The 14,471-nt window shown below is 42.2% G+C and carries 17 protein-coding genes, 3 tRNA genes and 1 pseudogene; 7 read left to right on the top strand and 14 right to left on the bottom strand.

The genetic code is table 11. The features are described from left to right. Positions 1-73: pseudogene (locus tag CI957_RS06545) on the bottom strand (flavodoxin family protein); the annotation flags it as partial. Between the two features lie 236 nt (positions 74-309). On the opposite strand from CI957_RS06545, the gene CI957_RS06540 reads away from it, so the two are divergent. After that, the gene (locus CI957_RS06540; protein ID WP_241645971.1) at positions 310-522 is read left to right on the top strand and encodes a hypothetical protein; all 213 of its coding nucleotides are present in this window, start codon (positions 310-312) and stop codon (positions 520-522) included. A 161-nt stretch (positions 523-683) separates the two neighbouring features. After that, positions 684-1,088, top strand: coding sequence for a DUF2115 family protein (locus CI957_RS06535; protein ID WP_096712805.1), 405 nt, complete (start codon positions 684-686; stop codon positions 1,086-1,088). Between the two features lie 168 nt (positions 1,089-1,256). Here CI957_RS06535 and CI957_RS06530 read toward each other — a convergent pair whose 3' ends face one another. From CI957_RS06530 to CI957_RS10640, 3 genes are all read right to left on the bottom strand, one after another. Continuing rightward, entirely contained in the window at positions 1,257-2,108 is an 852-nt protein-coding gene (locus tag CI957_RS06530) for a DUF1638 domain-containing protein (RefSeq protein WP_096712804.1), read from the bottom strand. A gap of 160 nt (positions 2,109-2,268) precedes the next feature. Next, positions 2,269-2,526 carry a nitrate/nitrite transporter NrtS gene (nrtS, locus tag CI957_RS11225; protein WP_206631050.1) on the bottom strand — a complete coding sequence of 86 codons (258 nt, stop codon included), beginning with the start codon at positions 2,524-2,526 and terminating at the stop codon, positions 2,269-2,271. A 127-nt stretch (positions 2,527-2,653) separates the two neighbouring features. Beyond that, a complete protein-coding gene (locus CI957_RS10640) occupies positions 2,654-2,806 on the bottom strand; it encodes a hypothetical protein (protein ID WP_164909049.1) in 153 nt (50 codons plus the stop codon). Between the two features lie 142 nt (positions 2,807-2,948). On the opposite strand from CI957_RS10640, the gene CI957_RS06520 reads away from it, so the two are divergent. Beyond that, positions 2,949-3,701 (top strand): winged helix-turn-helix domain-containing protein, encoded by a 753-nt coding sequence (locus tag CI957_RS06520; protein WP_096712802.1) that lies wholly within the window; start codon positions 2,949-2,951, stop codon positions 3,699-3,701. 166 nt (positions 3,702-3,867) lie between these two features. Next, positions 3,868-4,584 (top strand): flavodoxin family protein, encoded by a 717-nt coding sequence (locus CI957_RS06515; RefSeq protein ID WP_096712801.1) that lies wholly within the window; start codon positions 3,868-3,870, stop codon positions 4,582-4,584. 417 nt (positions 4,585-5,001) lie between these two features. Here the strand turns inward: CI957_RS06515 and CI957_RS06510 are convergent. The 7 genes from CI957_RS06510 to CI957_RS06480 all read right to left on the bottom strand — a co-directional run bounded on the left by CI957_RS06510 (position 5,002) and on the right by CI957_RS06480 (position 9,146). Beyond that, a tRNA-Leu gene (locus CI957_RS06510) sits at positions 5,002-5,086 on the bottom strand. A 241-nt stretch (positions 5,087-5,327) separates the two neighbouring features. Then, complete coding sequence (locus CI957_RS06505; protein ID WP_128754505.1) at positions 5,328-5,588, bottom strand: DNA alkylation repair protein; 261 nt, start codon at positions 5,586-5,588, stop codon at positions 5,328-5,330. Positions 5,589-5,649: 61 nt separating this feature from the next. Further along, positions 5,650-5,721, bottom strand: a tRNA-Gly gene (locus CI957_RS06500). An 85-nt stretch (positions 5,722-5,806) separates the two neighbouring features. Next, positions 5,807-7,783, bottom strand: a complete 1,977-nt coding sequence (gene uvrB, locus CI957_RS06495) for an excinuclease ABC subunit UvrB (protein ID WP_128754504.1) — start codon at positions 7,781-7,783, stop codon at positions 5,807-5,809. Positions 7,784-7,816: 33 nt separating this feature from the next. Then, positions 7,817-8,098 carry a TIGR00304 family protein gene (locus tag CI957_RS06490; protein ID WP_128754503.1) on the bottom strand — a complete coding sequence of 94 codons (282 nt, stop codon included), beginning with the start codon at positions 8,096-8,098 and terminating at the stop codon, positions 7,817-7,819. 26 nt (positions 8,099-8,124) lie between these two features. After that, the gene (locus CI957_RS06485) at positions 8,125-8,373 is read right to left on the bottom strand and encodes a DUF131 domain-containing protein (RefSeq protein ID WP_096712800.1); all 249 of its coding nucleotides are present in this window, start codon (positions 8,371-8,373) and stop codon (positions 8,125-8,127) included. A gap of 23 nt (positions 8,374-8,396) precedes the next feature. Further along, on the bottom strand, positions 8,397-9,146 hold the full coding sequence (locus CI957_RS06480) for a hypothetical protein (RefSeq protein ID WP_128754502.1): 750 nt from the start codon (positions 9,144-9,146) through the stop codon (positions 8,397-8,399). Positions 9,147-9,684: 538 nt separating this feature from the next. Between CI957_RS06480 and CI957_RS06475 the strand changes: the two genes are divergently transcribed. Then, positions 9,685-10,911: a proteasome-activating nucleotidase gene (locus tag CI957_RS06475; RefSeq protein ID WP_128754501.1), complete on the top strand. Its 1,227-nt coding sequence runs from the start codon at positions 9,685-9,687 to the stop codon at positions 10,909-10,911. 71 nt (positions 10,912-10,982) lie between these two features. Next, positions 10,983-11,057 (top strand) — tRNA-Glu (locus CI957_RS06470). Positions 11,058-11,272: 215 nt separating this feature from the next. Here CI957_RS06470 and CI957_RS06465 read toward each other — a convergent pair. Further along, a complete protein-coding gene (locus CI957_RS06465) occupies positions 11,273-11,764 on the bottom strand; it encodes a rubrerythrin family protein (RefSeq protein ID WP_105460381.1) in 492 nt (163 codons plus the stop codon). Positions 11,765-11,867: 103 nt separating this feature from the next. On the opposite strand from CI957_RS06465, the gene CI957_RS06460 reads away from it, so the two are divergent. Next, positions 11,868-12,230: a dihydroneopterin aldolase family protein gene (locus tag CI957_RS06460; RefSeq protein ID WP_096713037.1), complete on the top strand. Its 363-nt coding sequence runs from the start codon at positions 11,868-11,870 to the stop codon at positions 12,228-12,230. Here the strand turns inward: CI957_RS06460 and hisC are convergent. After that, positions 12,225-13,310 carry a histidinol-phosphate transaminase gene (gene hisC / locus CI957_RS06455; protein ID WP_128754500.1) on the bottom strand — a complete coding sequence of 362 codons (1,086 nt, stop codon included), beginning with the start codon at positions 13,308-13,310 and terminating at the stop codon, positions 12,225-12,227. The genes CI957_RS06460 and hisC overlap by 6 nt on opposite strands. Continuing rightward, positions 13,297-14,403, bottom strand: coding sequence for an acetylornithine transaminase (locus CI957_RS06450; protein WP_241645975.1), 1,107 nt, complete (start codon positions 14,401-14,403; stop codon positions 13,297-13,299). The genes hisC and CI957_RS06450 overlap by 14 nt, the downstream gene beginning before the upstream one ends. Between the last annotated feature and the right edge of the window lie 68 nt (positions 14,404-14,471).

Below are 14,471 nucleotides of genomic sequence, written 5' to 3'. Positions count from 1 at the left end.
TGATATCCTTCTCACCGGTAATTTCCTCATATATTGCTTCAGCTATTTTCTTTGTATTTCCTGTCTGTGACATATATGTTACTAATGTTTTCATATAATCCCTCCTATAATTACTTAAAAATTACTTGTTCCTATCTTATATAGATATGGGTTAGTGAAATGCCTTTTTTCGTTTTCGGTACAGTATGGCAACTCAAGTATAGATGAGAATGTAGATTTATGAAATCAGGTACAATTAGAGGCCTTATGGGGATTGAGACAAGATAACTGGCTCAATACCTTGTTGGTAAAAAGAAAACCGTTGATTTTGTGTCACAAGGATATGAAATTGAAAGACAGGACAATATGGAAATAAGGAAGTTGATTCTTGATATATCCTATGTTGAGTGGAAAAATCTAGGTTTTTCAAAAGGAACATTGCATTACATGAAACAAAATGCAAAAGCAGACAAGCCTTTTAAACTTAATGCTCATGTAAGAGAACGTTTAGAACAATGGGAAAAACTTGTTGCAAATGCTTGAATTTGGTGTCGCTTAGCTGTCCTTTTTGTCTCTTTGAGTGGGAATTCAGGAGACAAATGTAGGCGACAGACAAGAGACAGAACAGACGGACACAAAAGACAAACTAAGCGAAACTATAGCTTGAAAGATGTTTCATATAAAAAAATGAGGAGGGATTTCATATGAATTCATGTGAACTATTATTTTTATTACAAAAAGAAGCTTCCAATTTATCTTCAGGGTATCTAGCAAGGGTTAATAAAAAAGAAACAGGGGATATTCAGGGTCCTCGTGGGAGTCTTCAGTATAATATTGAATATCTTGCAAAATATAACCGTAAGAAATTTTATGAATTAAAAGAAAGAAATTGCACAGATTTGTCCGAGGAGATTGATACTGGAAAGCTTGAAGATTTTAGTTTCAGGATTAACAAGTATATGGATGAGTATGCTCCCGATCAAAGGTATTTGAAGGAATATACCCGTATTATTTCCACATATCTGACTTTTATAGTGAAAGAACCACTTCATCCGCCAGGAATGTACATGGATGAAAATCAGACGGTTTTTGAAAACGATGGCATTTAATTACTGTCCTGCAAAGAGTGAGCATATATTAGAGGAAATGTCCCTGTGCAAATACTGTGTTTGCAGAGCAACATAACTATTGCCTGTCTATAGGTAGCTATTTAGTACATACTTAATCAGCACTATACTTAATTCACTTGGGTAACTCCAACTATGTTAAAAACAATATCAATCTGAGTCTTTACATACCGCAAGTTTCGCATTCATATAGGAGTCAATTGCTATTTTCATAGTGCCGTTAATATTGATGATATCCATGTCAAAGGTTTTTGCGAACTCCGATGCGTTTATGGAAAAGTCAGCATTGTCAGAATCCAGTCTGTTTATCTTGAAGAGATGGCTGTAATTTGGATCATTCAGATAGTTGTAATCATTGGATGGTCTATCCGGCTTTATCCTCTCTTTCATGTAAGTAATCCACATCGGGGTTGCATAGAAGACACCTTTTCCTAGTTGATCGGTTTTCGTGTACGCATCGTTGCCACCAAGTGCGGTACTGATGCAATCTTCCACAACCTCACTGTTATTGTCTTTCAGGAAATAAACAGGACAATCAAGTGACTTTAACTTGGTCTTGGATTCATAACTGTAAGCGCATTTCCCGTAGAAAAGCAGGATTCCATCCGAAAACTTTGCCATATCTCTGGCATTGCGGTATACTTCAGAATGCAGACGATCCGTATCAGCATGCAGGTCTTTTGGAAGGAGATTCACTACAATAATGAGATGATCACATTTTCCTGCTTTAAGAGCATAGTGTATCTTCTTGAAAATAGAAAACTTTGGAAAACGCAAAATGCCTTCAGAGAACAGATTTCTACTATTTTCCATAACAATAGCAGATAACCTATCAAAAGGAAATATGAAAGGTCGCATGCCTCTGGACTTCAGTTTCCTCGTCAATCTGAAACTGTTCGTATCTTCAACTAAATACAATTGTCTGATGTCATGATCAATTGAGAGGACATGTACAAGTTCATCTTCAAGCATTTCACATGCAACTATACTCAGAACAGGCATGATTAGATCAGTTTTATTAATTGCTGCTACTTATTTCATTCTTCAGGATCTAGACAAGTTCATCCTAGAGTATTTTACAGGCCAATACACTTAATGCAGACATATTTTTCTCCGAATTTATTTATGCAATTCTCTGTTACTTTTATGAAATTCCACACTATCAATAAGTTATTGGAGTTTTTGACCGACACGCTCTAAGATATCCATAGCTGGAAACACAAAATGGTATTACAAAGTTCATCCCGACTTTGAACCATGTAAAAGTAGTTGCCGCTCCACTTGCAATGACATCACCTTGATTAATGGCTGACAATAGTAAGCCAACAACAAGTACTACCGGGATGCAGAAGCGCAGAGCTTCTCCATTAAAAAATAGTCGAAATGCTTCGATCCATGCTTTCCATTCGGTACCTTTCAAAAAATCCTCCAATAGAACTTGCTAACTTCAATCGCATAATTTAAATAGTTTTTCAGAAGAGAGGGGAAAAAGGAAAAGGTTTCAGAACCTTGTCCTTTCAGCAATTACAGCCACAGCATTTTTCTGTTTACATAAGTGATGCAATCTCTCCACCAAGTTTTGCAATGGGGCAATCATCGCTATGTGTCTCACATGCAAAGCATGCACCTTTCACACTTTCTAATGACTTTTCAAGCTCTTCCTTAGTAACTGTTTTATCTGTATATTTCCACGTTGGCATATATTTTACCTCAATATGCTATATGCAAGTTATTCATATATACTTAATCGGCACTGCACTATACATAGTATATTCAGGTAACTTGAATAACTCTTAAAGTTTCACTGAAAACTCTTATTAACGATGCGCCTAAATCACTATTATGAGCAAAAGATCAGAGTCCGAATTAAATGACATCAAGGAAAAACTCGATGAGATACAGAATGATATGAAGGCATTCATTGAAGATTCCAACAGGGAACACCTCGAAACCATTCTGGCTTTTGTCCGAAATGACTATTCCAATGCCCTGGAAAAACACCTCTCTAACGATATAAAAGAAGGCCTTGCAAAGAATATGGTCGAAAAATGTGAAAGGCTCGAAGTATGCAGACCGTACTTTACAGGTATGTTGCAAAAGAATGCAGCTCTTATCAAACAGGATTCGGTTGACAGTGAAACTATTGATAGCAACCGTGCGGAAATTAAACACATGAGAGAAATCCTGCCTTACAAGAAATGTGACATCTGTCTCGCCGAGACAGGCGACCTTTTTGAAAAACAGGTCAATCTCATGAAGTCCATGAGAATCTATGAAGTAAACAAGGATAAGAAGCAGTATATATCACAGCTTCCAACAGAAGATGTAGTCGATGACATGCTGGAATCTTTATGTCATGCAAAACGTTTCGAGATCTTAAAAGCTATTTCTGGTCAAACGATGAGTTTCTCTGCTCTTTCCAAACTTACAGACCTTCGTGGAGGGAACCTTTTGTTCCATCTTCAGAAACTTACTGATAGCGGCATGATCCTCCAACAGCATGAAAGGGGTGATTATATGATCACCAGTAAAGGATTCAAGGTGATGGAAGGTATCGGTGACATTTATTCTTCTCTCGCTCCAGGAGAAAACTGATTTCCAATTTTCCATAGTATAACTTTTAAGGTCACTATATTATACTAACTACTTAACAGTGCCCCGAATCTTTTTTAATGTTCAAGTTAATTATCATATAGTTAATTCGATGCGTTGTTGCATTTTATTCATCGGTAAAATAATTCATAGATAAGGAGTTTAAAAGATGAAAATACTCGGAATATCAGGAAGCCCAAGGGCAGAATCACGCTCAGGCTCTATTAAAGTTGTAAAGAAGATCGTGGAGAATACAGGATGTGAATATGAACTTATTTCACTGCACGGTAAAAACATAGGTGGATGCATCGCATGTATGGCATGCGTTGAGGACAACGTATGTAAAGTACATGATGACATGGAAACCCTGCGTGATAAAATTGTTGAAGCCGACGCATATGTTTTGGGTGGTGTCAACTATTTTGACACATTGAACGCAGCGATGCTTTCTTTCATGGAAAGATGGTATCAGTTCAGGCACCGTGAAGCTGATATCCTTTGGGGAAAACTTGCAGTTACTATGAGTCTTGGTGGCCATAATCCTGCACCAGCTACTGATGTTCTAAATAAAATCTGTTTCGCTAACGTGATTAAAGTCGTAGACAATGTTCAGGGAATAGGTGCTGCTGGCTGCCACTATTGCGGATACGGTGAAACCTGCAAGGTTGGCATACCCTACCTTCTACAAGGACCTGATGTTGCCCCTATCACCCTGGAAACAACTCCCGATGTTACAAAAGATGAAGAATTAATGCAGGCAGCCGAAGATGCAGGGAAGAAACTTGGCGATATGCTCCGTTCACCTGATTACAGCCGTGGGAAAACCGTACAGGAACTAATGCAAATGATGGAAGCCATGAAAGCAGAACGCTCCAATATTCTGTGAAAAGCTCTGCCCCATCTGCAAAGGTGCACGTGCTGGCAACAGTCTATGTAAAACACTACAGAACATTGAACTGAAGATAACAGGTCCAAATGGTTGTCCATGGGGTAAGGCTAGAACTAATTACTATGGTGTCACGCCTGACCAGCCAATTCCAAAATAAGTACTAAAAAGTAAAAGGTCATAGAAACCTTTTATCGCATCTTTTTCAAATAACAAATTATACCCTTATTAAAACAAATCATTATTTTTATTTTCTGATGTATTGGTTATAATAATTTTCTAATTGTTAGATTTGCAAAAAAATAATTATTTTAGAATGTCTCCTAACAATCTTGAAGGAACTTAAATTTGAACTACTAACTTTCTAAAATTCTGAGTATCTATTTTTCAGGATACCTGTAACCCAAAAAAAACAGATGCGGGGAGTGGGATTCGAACCCACGAACTTCTACAAGACAGGGTCCTAAGCCCTGCGCCTTTGGCCTGGCTGGGCAACCCCCGCAAAAAGATTGAAAAGTATTGCACATATTTCCATATCTACAACCTGTACTTATCGTCCGGCTGTGTGGAAAGTGGTCTTACATGGGCACACATAGATATTAATGTTGCGCAAAAATATCATTCAATCCTTGTGGCAATCTCATGACGTTTCAGGAAATCCGGCAACCCAGGGCGGGTCATAGCTCAGCCTGTCTTTGCGGATGTCATCATGAGAATCCAGGAATTGCTCCAGATAACTGCGTTTATGGAAATGATGGCATCGGAAATGCTGCCCCTGAACTTAACCACTGCAATCCTGCGAGGGGACAGTGTTTGCAGGACCACATCCTCTGAGAGAGGGGCAGTTCATGATCATTTCCGATCTCCTTTGCAATGCTGCGCAGAATTGGTATCGAAACTCCCAATGCTTCAGATGATGTGATACCATACTTTTTCATACCACCCACAGCAGTGGGATTGGCATTCTCATGCAACTTTTTAAGAACAATATCTGTTGTGGTCATGAAAAGACATCAAATACTTACTAATAAATATCTTTGTCCAAAACAGGATTGTAAGAAAAAGTGCGTCGACCGGGATTCGAACCCGGGTTTAGGGCTTGGAAGGCCCCAGTCATAGCCACTAGACCATCAACGCTCACTGCAACCTCTTGATAGTATTTTTTAGATATAACCCTTTCGGCCATGCCACAACACATGGTTTTGCCAGCAACAGAATACAATTACAGGGAATAGGTTTCCCTCATTTCCCTGATAGCATCCCTCAGCCGGGCTGCTTCCTCGAATTCCAGGTTGCGGGCAGCCTCATGCATCTCCGCCTCCATATCAATAAGCATGCTATTGGCCTCCATTTTGGAAAGACCCATGTCAACTCCGGTAGCAGGAGTGGATACCTCTTCAGCCTCCACAATTTCACGCTGAATTTCCTTCATGATACTGGTCGGTGTGATGTTATGCTTGCGATTGAATTCCAGTTGCAGATTACGCCTCCTTTCCATCTCACTCATTGCACGGGACATTGAACCGGTAATCCTGTCCGCATACATAATAGCATAAGCATCCACATTCCGAGAAGCCCGGCCAATCGTCTGGATAAGAGAGCGTTCCGACCTGAGAAAACCTTCCTTATCTGCATCAAGTATTGCCACAAGAGCGACCTCGGGAATGTCCAATCCTTCACGTAACAGGTTAATCCCCACAAGCACATCAAAGGTGCCCTTACGCAATTCCCGCACGATCTCAGCCCGCTCCAGGGTATCAATATCCGAATGCATATATCGCACCCTGATACCCATCTCCAGCAGGTAGTCAGTCAGATCCTCAGCCATTTTCTTTGTCAGAGTTGTCACAAGAGTCCTGTAACCGCTTTCCGATACCTTCCGGACTTCTTCCATCAGGTCATCGATTTGATTTGCCACAGGCCTGACCTGGACTGGTGGGTCAACCAGCCCTGTCGGACGAATGATCTGCTCCACTACCTGATCACTCAATCCCAGCTCATAATCCGCAGGTGTGGCGGAAACATAAACAACCTGATTGATTCTCTCCTCGAATTCCCTGTAATTCAGAGGGCGGTTGTCATAGGCAGAAGGCAAACGGAACCCATATTCAATGAGAGATTTTTTGCGTGCCCGATCCCCATTATGCATCCCCCCTATCTGCGGGATAGTCACATGGGATTCATCGATGATGAGCAAATAATCATCCGGAAAGAAATCCAGCAGTGAAGAAGGAGCCTCACCTGGTTTGCGGCCATCAAAATGACGGGAATAATTTTCAATACCACTGCAATACCCAAGCTCTTCTATCATTTCGATATCAAACCTTGTGCGTTGCATGATACGCTGGGCTTCCAGTAATTGACCCTGTTTTTCAAATTCGGCAACTGTATCCTTCAATTCCTCTTCAATAGCTACAAGGGCACGATCAATCTGTGACTGGGGCATAACAAAATGCTTGGCAGGATATATCACAACCTGCATATCGTCTTCCACTTCACGTACAACCTTGCCGGTAAGTGGTTCAAAATAGGATATCCTGTCAATCTCATCCCCGAACATCTCTACCCGCACTGCTACATTATCCTGCGCCGGGAAAATCTCAACAGTGTCCCCACGGGCACGAAAAGTACCCTGGGTGAATTCCACATCATTCCTTTCATACTGGATATCTACAAGTTTACTGAATATCCAGCTCCTGTCAACCTCATCCCCCGGTTTCATAAAAAGGGACATTTCCTGCCATTCCCTGGGAGAACCCAGATTGTAGATACATGACACACTGGATACAACAATCACATCCCTGCGCTCCATAAGCGACTTGGTGGCAGACAGCCTCAACCTGTCTATCTCTTCATTGATGGAAGAATCCTTTTCAATGTAGGTATCAGTTGTGGGAAGATAGGCCTCAGGCTGGTAATAATCGTAATAACTGACAAAATATTCCACCGCGTTGTCCGGGAAAAAGTCGCGGAATTCTGAAAACAACTGGGCTGCAAGGGTTTTGTTATGAGCAATTACAAGGGTAGGCCTCTGCACATTTTGAATGACATTTGCCATTGTGAAGGTTTTACCTGAACCGGTCACACCCAGCAGTGTCTGGTGTGTGAAACCATCGTTTATACCATTCGAGAGGTTTTCGATCGCCTGTGGCTGGTCACCACGCGGACTGTAGTTTGATACAAGTTCAAACTCCGGCATACTACATCCTATCTGTTGTGAAAACGTATATAATTATACCAATACTACCACCAAAAGGTAAATCAGCATGAGAATGATGGCAAGCACCATCGCCTTTTTAGAAGTATTGCTGTCTGAGCCAAAAATTATCGGCAGGGGGCCGATCATGATCACTCCCCCACTTTTGACATTGGAGCGAAAAGAGTCCCCCTTGTCATCTTTTTGAACTCCATTCACAGTACCATGTGCCTGTGATAACGACTGTTTTTTGTGAAATACATTTTGTTCACTGATACCCCGTATTATCAGGAAAATGCCAAACCCAATAAGAACCATACCTCCGTAAACTAGTATATTCCCGATCAACGGTTAGTCCTCCATAACAAAATGTAAATCCCAAATATTAAAAGTCCTAATAGAAGCATTGAATAGGAAACACCTTCAGAAGACCCTATCACAATGGGGATAGGACCTATAAGCACAAGCCCGCCAAATTCTGCGTGACCTGCATTTTCATAAATCGCTTTTATAATAAGACCTAAGGACAATAGAAAAAAGCCGATTGCAACCAGCACGAAACCCTTTATTATAGAATTTTCTGCTGAGTTCATGAGAAAAGATTAGGTTTCAGATATTAAATATCATTCCTCTGGATGTAACCCGGAGAAAAAGACTGATGAACTGAAGATTGCTCTTCCATATCGCCCACATAAAGATACTCCCGATTGGTGCGATTGCCCCGTCTCTGGAGGAGACCTTTACGATACATCCGGGAAAGGTATGTGGACACAGTGCTCAGTTTGATTGGGCCATACACTTGCTCATACTGATGCTGTATTTCCTGAGAAGTACCCCACATACGTGGAAACTCGTATTTCAGGAACAATTCAAGTCTTTCACTTATTGTCAACGAGGGATCTGATTTTGATTTATTCACCTGTTGAGAAGGAAAGGACCGGTTTACACTACCACCTTGCTGTCCCTGCTGGACATGAGGTGGCTGGGACATCGATGGTGCCTGGGTGGTGGGTTGCATGGGAGGTAATGGTTGTGGCATCATCGACGGGTAGTAAACCGGTGGGTAATACATTGGATTATAGTAATGTTGTGCAGGCACAGGCGGATAATTTGGAGGTACCATCTGTGGCGGAACCTGTTGATGCTGTGGTGGATATTGAACACCGGAATGTGAAGGAGTATTTACTTCATTACTGTTTTGTGATTGTGAAGAAAGGTTAAAAGATGAAGATTCTTCCGATGGAGGTTGCGCCTCTCCGAACATGTTGATAAACTGGATCGAGCGATTCTGCCAAGTATCCCCTTCAAATTGGACTCTGGCAACCTCGTTGTCATCATCATCGAATAACTCGAGTCGAATCTTCATCTTTCAGCCTCTGCATAAGTCCATCCATCCCCTCAGATGTAATGGAGTGCAAAGCCATTCATCCCCTCAGATGTAATGGAGTGCAAAGCCATTCATCCCCTCAGATTTATGGTCTGCATTGTTTAGATTGATTTGTGAAGCGTTATTACAGTTTCACACATATCCATTATATGCAATAGTTGGTATGATAAGATCGTATATAAGTCTTTTGTTATATATTTGTTTTAAACTGTTTTTTACTTGTGAATAACAATAAAATGAAACTAAACAATTTAAAGACCCATTTTTCTCTTTATTCATAACAAGCAAAGAGAACAATGTGATATAAATATTATCATATCTTGCCTTTTGCTCCAATGGAAATAAAGGGGTTGTTTTTATCTGTATAGAAGTGTGAAACAGGTCATATAGGAAGACAATATGCGCAAAAACACAGATAAGAATCATAAAAACATAGATGAAAATACATAATACACGCCCAGATAATACCTGAAAACAGGAGTGGATTTATATTCGATGATATGCATAGGGACGCATTATGTCCGATGCAACTGCAAATACTCCTATTGAAAATACCAATAACACTGTTGATACTGCAGAGGAGATGGACTCTGAGATCGAATCACTCAAAAAGGAAAATGAAGAACTACGAGTCCAGAGTGAATCTATGAGAGCAAAGCTTCTTGAAGCAAATATGCTGGCAAACAACTACCTCGAGGAAATGGAAAAACTCAAGGAACAACTCGAGCGTATTACATCACCCCCCCTTTTCATTGCAACTGTCGTGGAAACAGAAGATGATATGGCGCTTATCCGTCAGCATGGCAACAACCAGGAAGTCGTTACACAGATCCCCGCAGAATTCAAGGATGAAATCGAACCAGGTGTGCGAGTATCCATCAATGCTGCATTTTCCATTGTATCAGTAATGCGCAAAGCAACCGACATGCGCGCCCAGATAATGGAAGTTATCAGTTCCCCTGATGTAGATTATGATATGATAGGCGGGCTGGATGACGTCCTCAACGAGGTTATCGAATCCGTAGAGATGCCTCTTACCGAACCCGAACTATTCGATAAGATCGGTATCGAACCCCCATCCGGTGTCCTTATGTACGGTGACCCCGGCACAGGAAAAACACTGATTGCCAAAGCAGTGGCATCCCGTGCACATGCAAGTTTCATACGTATGTCCGGTTCGGACCTGGTCCAGAAATTCATCGGAGAAGGAGCAAGGCTTGTAAAAGATGTATTCCAGATGGCCCGGGACAAATCCCCGTGCATACTGTTTATTGATGAAATCGATGCCGTGGGCGGAATGCGTACCCATGACGGCACCACAGGTTCTGCAGAAGTAAATCGTACAATGCTGCAACTGTTGTCCGAGATGGATGGATTCGAGCCACGCGGCCAAGTTAAGATCATAGCGGCCACAAATCGTATAGACCTGCTTGACCCGGCACTTCTTCGCCCGGGAAGGTTTGACAGGGTGATCGAGGTCCCAATACCCGATGAAAAAGCTCGCGAGGATATCTTCAGGATCCATACTCGCCATATGAATCTTGCAGATGATGTGGATATGACCAAACTTGCTAAGATGGCCAACGGCCTGAGCGGAGCAGACCTCAAGATCATTGTCAAAGAGGCAGGGATGTTTGTCCTGCGTCGCAGAGGCGAACAGATCACCATGAAGGATCTGACTGAGGCCTTCAACAAAGTCACAACTGAAGAAGAACAGAACACAGCAAGCGGGATGTTTGCCTAACCCCGCTTCTTGTTTTTACAAAAGCTTAATATAGCATAAATTGCTTTAGAATTGTGCCCACATGCCAATGCGCTCCGATAGTGTAGCACGGCCAATCATACAGGACTCTCACTCCTGTGACTCGGGTTCGAATCCCGATCGGAGCATTTTTTCCCGTTTTCATACTCTTTTCTATATATACACTAACCCCTTAGTGTAAAATATAATTTACAAAGAAAGCGTTTTTTGTCCTTTTTGTACAATAAACATATTTATAAATGCCCTAAATATTAATTGGAACAAATAAAATGACAGCACTTTAACCAACAGGTAGCAGCAATAAATAAAAAATAGAAGAACATGTCCCAATCAACAGGACACTTTAATCAATTTTCTTGAACTTAGAAGCTGGGGCACCACAAATTGGACATACGTCCGGTGCACCATTTTCTACAGTATTGCCACAAACTTCACATACGTAATACGCAACTTCTTCATTGTTGCCTGCATTATCAAGGGCTTTTTTGTAAAGTTCGGCATGAATTGCTTCTACCTGATTGGCAACATCAAAACTCCAGACAGCCTTACCGTTACCTTCCTCTTTTGCCTGTGTTATGAATTCTGGATACATTTCCTCAAATTCATAGGTTTCTCCCTCAATGGCCTCCCTGAGGTTTTCCTCAGTACTCTTAATACCATTCATAATTCCCAGATGGTTGTGAGCATGAATGGTCTCAGCTGCTGCGGCAGCCCTGAACAGTTTCGCTATCTGGGAATAGCCTTCTTCATCAGCTTTTTTTGCAAAGGCCAGATACTTCCGGTTTGCCATGGACTCACCGGCAAATGCTCCTTCAAGGTTTTCAAGTGTACTCATAGAATATACTCCTTATTTTGTAACCATACCACCTTATACCTGATACTATGTAAAAATGTACCCCATCCACAAATATAAATAGCACTCTGCCATCCCACCAATCATGGAAAAGAGACCTGATGATGCGCAAATGGCCGCTTTTGAAGCGGGGATCAAACTGGGAGCCCTCTATCACCAGTTCACGGGTTCACCCCTTAACCTGCAAAATGTGGATAGCCTGGAAAAAGCCATTGCTGAAAGTATTTCTGTACAGCCGTTTGTTGAAGAGATCAACGTAACTATAAACAGGGACATTATAGCCGAAGAATTAAATGGTGAATTCGGATACTGCGAACTTGAAGGAAAAATGTTGACAGTGCATCTGGTAGTAATTCACGGAGATATCAGAATCCGGGCATCTATGAAATACAACAAAGAACTGGATTACCCACTCATGAAAATAAATGAGATCGAAAGCCTCTCATAAATAGGTCGAAAAGCCTTCCACTACTCTTTCATTTTGTTCTCTTGTACCTACTGTGACTCTGATAAAGGAATCCCCTGCATCACGGAATGAAGTGCAATCCCTGACAATTACTCCCCTGCGCAACAGGTGGTCGCATACATCCTTTGCACCATGGGGGGCAACGTCCACAAGCATAAAATTAGCTTGGGATTCATATACATTGAAAGGCATATTTACCTTCAAATAATCACGACCATCGATTACCATTTGTTGGCTGGCCTCCCGATGCTTTTTGTCCGAAAGGGCAGCAATACCTGCTGCAACAGCCGGTGCACTTACATTGAAGGGAGTAGCAGCTTTCATGTATTCGACCTTAAGCCAGGCAGGCATTATACCGTAACCAAGTCTTAAACCTGCCAGTCCGAAGGCTTTGGAAAAGGTCCTTCCAACAACAAGATTATCATATTCCCCTACAAGAGATACAATATCTGAGTCTGCAAATTCCACATAGGCCTCATCCACAAAGACCAGGCACTCAACAGAATCCAGCAACCTGCGCAGTTCTTTTTCAGCAGTGATATTACCCGTGGGATTGTTTGGGGAACAAATGAAGACTACTTTTGTGTTCTCATTTACAGCAGCAATGACCCTGTCAATATCCACATCAAATTTTTCATTGCGTTTCACAAATACCGGTTGTGCACCACATGCAGTTGCAGATATCTCGTAATAGGAAAAGGTGGGAGTTGTAATCACAACTTCCGAGTCTGCAGATATGAGCATTCTCATCAGGCCGTCAAGTAAACCATCCATACCCGGACCGGATGCCACAATATTGGCCTGGGGCATACCAACATAAGCAGAGATCGCATCCACAAGTTCTCTGGCATCTGCCGAAGGGTAAATATTCACATTACCGGCAGCTTCCTGCAGAGCTCTGACTGCTGCCGGAGAAGGACCCAGAGGATTTTCATTTGACCCTAATTTGATGATTGAATCGGGTTCCAGATTATATTTTTCAGCGATCTCGGCAACCGATTTGCCCGGCACATAGGGAGCTATCGACCTGATCTCAGGTTTTACCAGTTCATAAATTGCCAATTATATCCACCACCGAATCTACCTGTTCTTCGGTTATGACAAGAGGAGGCACCATACGCAGGATATTGCCTGCTGTGCAATTGAGCAGCACACCTTTCCCAAGGCCCGCAGTTACCATCTCCGTACATGAGTCCTTCACACGTACGCCTATCATCAATCCTTTACCCCGGATTTCCAGGAAATCCTCACGGTTTAAACCTTCCAGTTTCTGCACGAAATACTCACCCATAATGCGGGAGCGTTCCACGAGTCCTTCTTTTTCAATTGCATTAATGGATGCCAGGGCTGCTGCACAGGCAAGGGGACCTCCACCAAAGGTTGCGGCATGCTGGCCCTTCTGGAAAACAATATCTCCCCTGCTTGCAATGGCACCCATGGGAAATCCGCCACCCAGTGCTTTGGCCATTGTCATTATATCCGGAGCCACATTGAAATAATCCTTACAGAACCACTTGCCCGTACGCCCGAAACCAGTTTGGACCTCATCGAATATTAACAGGGTACCGGTCTCATCACAGATTTCCCTGACCTCTTTAAGGAAATTTGAGGAAGGAACATTGACACCACCCTCTCCCTGGATGGGCTCCACAATTACCGCTGCTGTATCCGAATCAATGGCATCTGCAATCGCCGGGGAATTATCGTAAGGTACAAAATCAACCCTGCCGGGAAGGGGTTCAAAGGGTTTCCTGTAGGCTTCTTTGGAAGTTACCGCAAGTGCCCCCATTGTCCTGCCGTGGAATGAACCTTCTGCGGCCACGAAATTCTTTTTTCCAGAATGGGCCCGGGCCAGTTTCATGGCAGCTTCTACGGCCTCAGTGCCGGAATTGCAGAAGAACAGACGATCCATACCGGTAACCTGTGACAGCTTTTCTGCAAGGTCAGCCTGTACATCGGTATAATAGAGATTGGATACATGGATGAGTTTGCCTGCCTGCTCCTGTATTGCTTTAACAACTTTGGGGTGGCAATGTCCCACATTATTTACGGCTATTCCTGCAACGCAATCGATGTACTGTTTGCCGGCAATATCCCATACAAGAGCGCCGGCTCCTTTTTCCAGTGCAATAGGATAACGACCGTAGTTTTGCATAACGTATTTTGAATCTTTCTCTACAATAGAGTTATAAATCTCAGTAGTTTCACTCAAAAAAGAACACC

The organism is Methanohalophilus sp. WG1-DM, from assembly GCF_004104135.1.
Classification (GTDB): Archaea; Halobacteriota; Methanosarcinia; order Methanosarcinales; family Methanosarcinaceae; genus Methanohalophilus; species Methanohalophilus euhalobius.
The sequence above is the reverse complement of the archived record's forward strand: the minus strand, read 5'-3'. Positions and strand labels throughout refer to the sequence as shown.

Coding starts and splice junctions, on each gene's coding strand:
- CI957_RS10640 (WP_164909049.1), bottom strand. CDS start 2,806: ATGCCAACGTGGAAATATACAGATAAAACAGTTACTAAGGAAGAGCTT.
- uvrB (WP_128754504.1), bottom strand. CDS start 7,783: ATGCCGGAGTTTGAACTTGTATCAAACTACAGTCCGCGTGGTGACCAG.
- CI957_RS06485 (WP_096712800.1), bottom strand. CDS start 8,373: ATGAACTCAGCAGAAAATTCTATAATAAAGGGTTTCGTGCTGGTTGCA.
- CI957_RS06535 (WP_096712805.1), top strand. CDS start 684: ATGAATTCATGTGAACTATTATTTTTATTACAAAAAGAAGCTTCCAAT.
- CI957_RS06465 (WP_105460381.1), bottom strand. CDS start 11,764: ATGAGTACACTTGAAAACCTTGAAGGAGCATTTGCCGGTGAGTCCATG.
- CI957_RS06520 (WP_096712802.1), top strand. CDS start 2,949: ATGAGCAAAAGATCAGAGTCCGAATTAAATGACATCAAGGAAAAACTC.
- CI957_RS06515 (WP_096712801.1), top strand. CDS start 3,868: ATGAAAATACTCGGAATATCAGGAAGCCCAAGGGCAGAATCACGCTCA.
- CI957_RS06505 (WP_128754505.1), bottom strand. CDS start 5,588: ATGACCACAACAGATATTGTTCTTAAAAAGTTGCATGAGAATGCCAAT.
- CI957_RS06480 (WP_128754502.1), bottom strand. CDS start 9,146: ATGAAGATTCGACTCGAGTTATTCGATGATGATGACAACGAGGTTGCC.
- CI957_RS06475 (WP_128754501.1), top strand. CDS start 9,685: ATGTCCGATGCAACTGCAAATACTCCTATTGAAAATACCAATAACACT.
- CI957_RS06450 (WP_241645975.1), bottom strand. CDS start 14,403: ATGCAAAACTACGGTCGTTATCCTATTGCACTGGAAAAAGGAGCCGGC.
- CI957_RS06490 (WP_128754503.1), bottom strand. CDS start 8,098: ATGGTTCTTATTGGGTTTGGCATTTTCCTGATAATACGGGGTATCAGT.
- CI957_RS06530 (WP_096712804.1), bottom strand. CDS start 2,108: ATGCCTGTTCTGAGTATAGTTGCATGTGAAATGCTTGAAGATGAACTT.
- CI957_RS06460 (WP_096713037.1), top strand. CDS start 11,868: ATGGAAAAGAGACCTGATGATGCGCAAATGGCCGCTTTTGAAGCGGGG.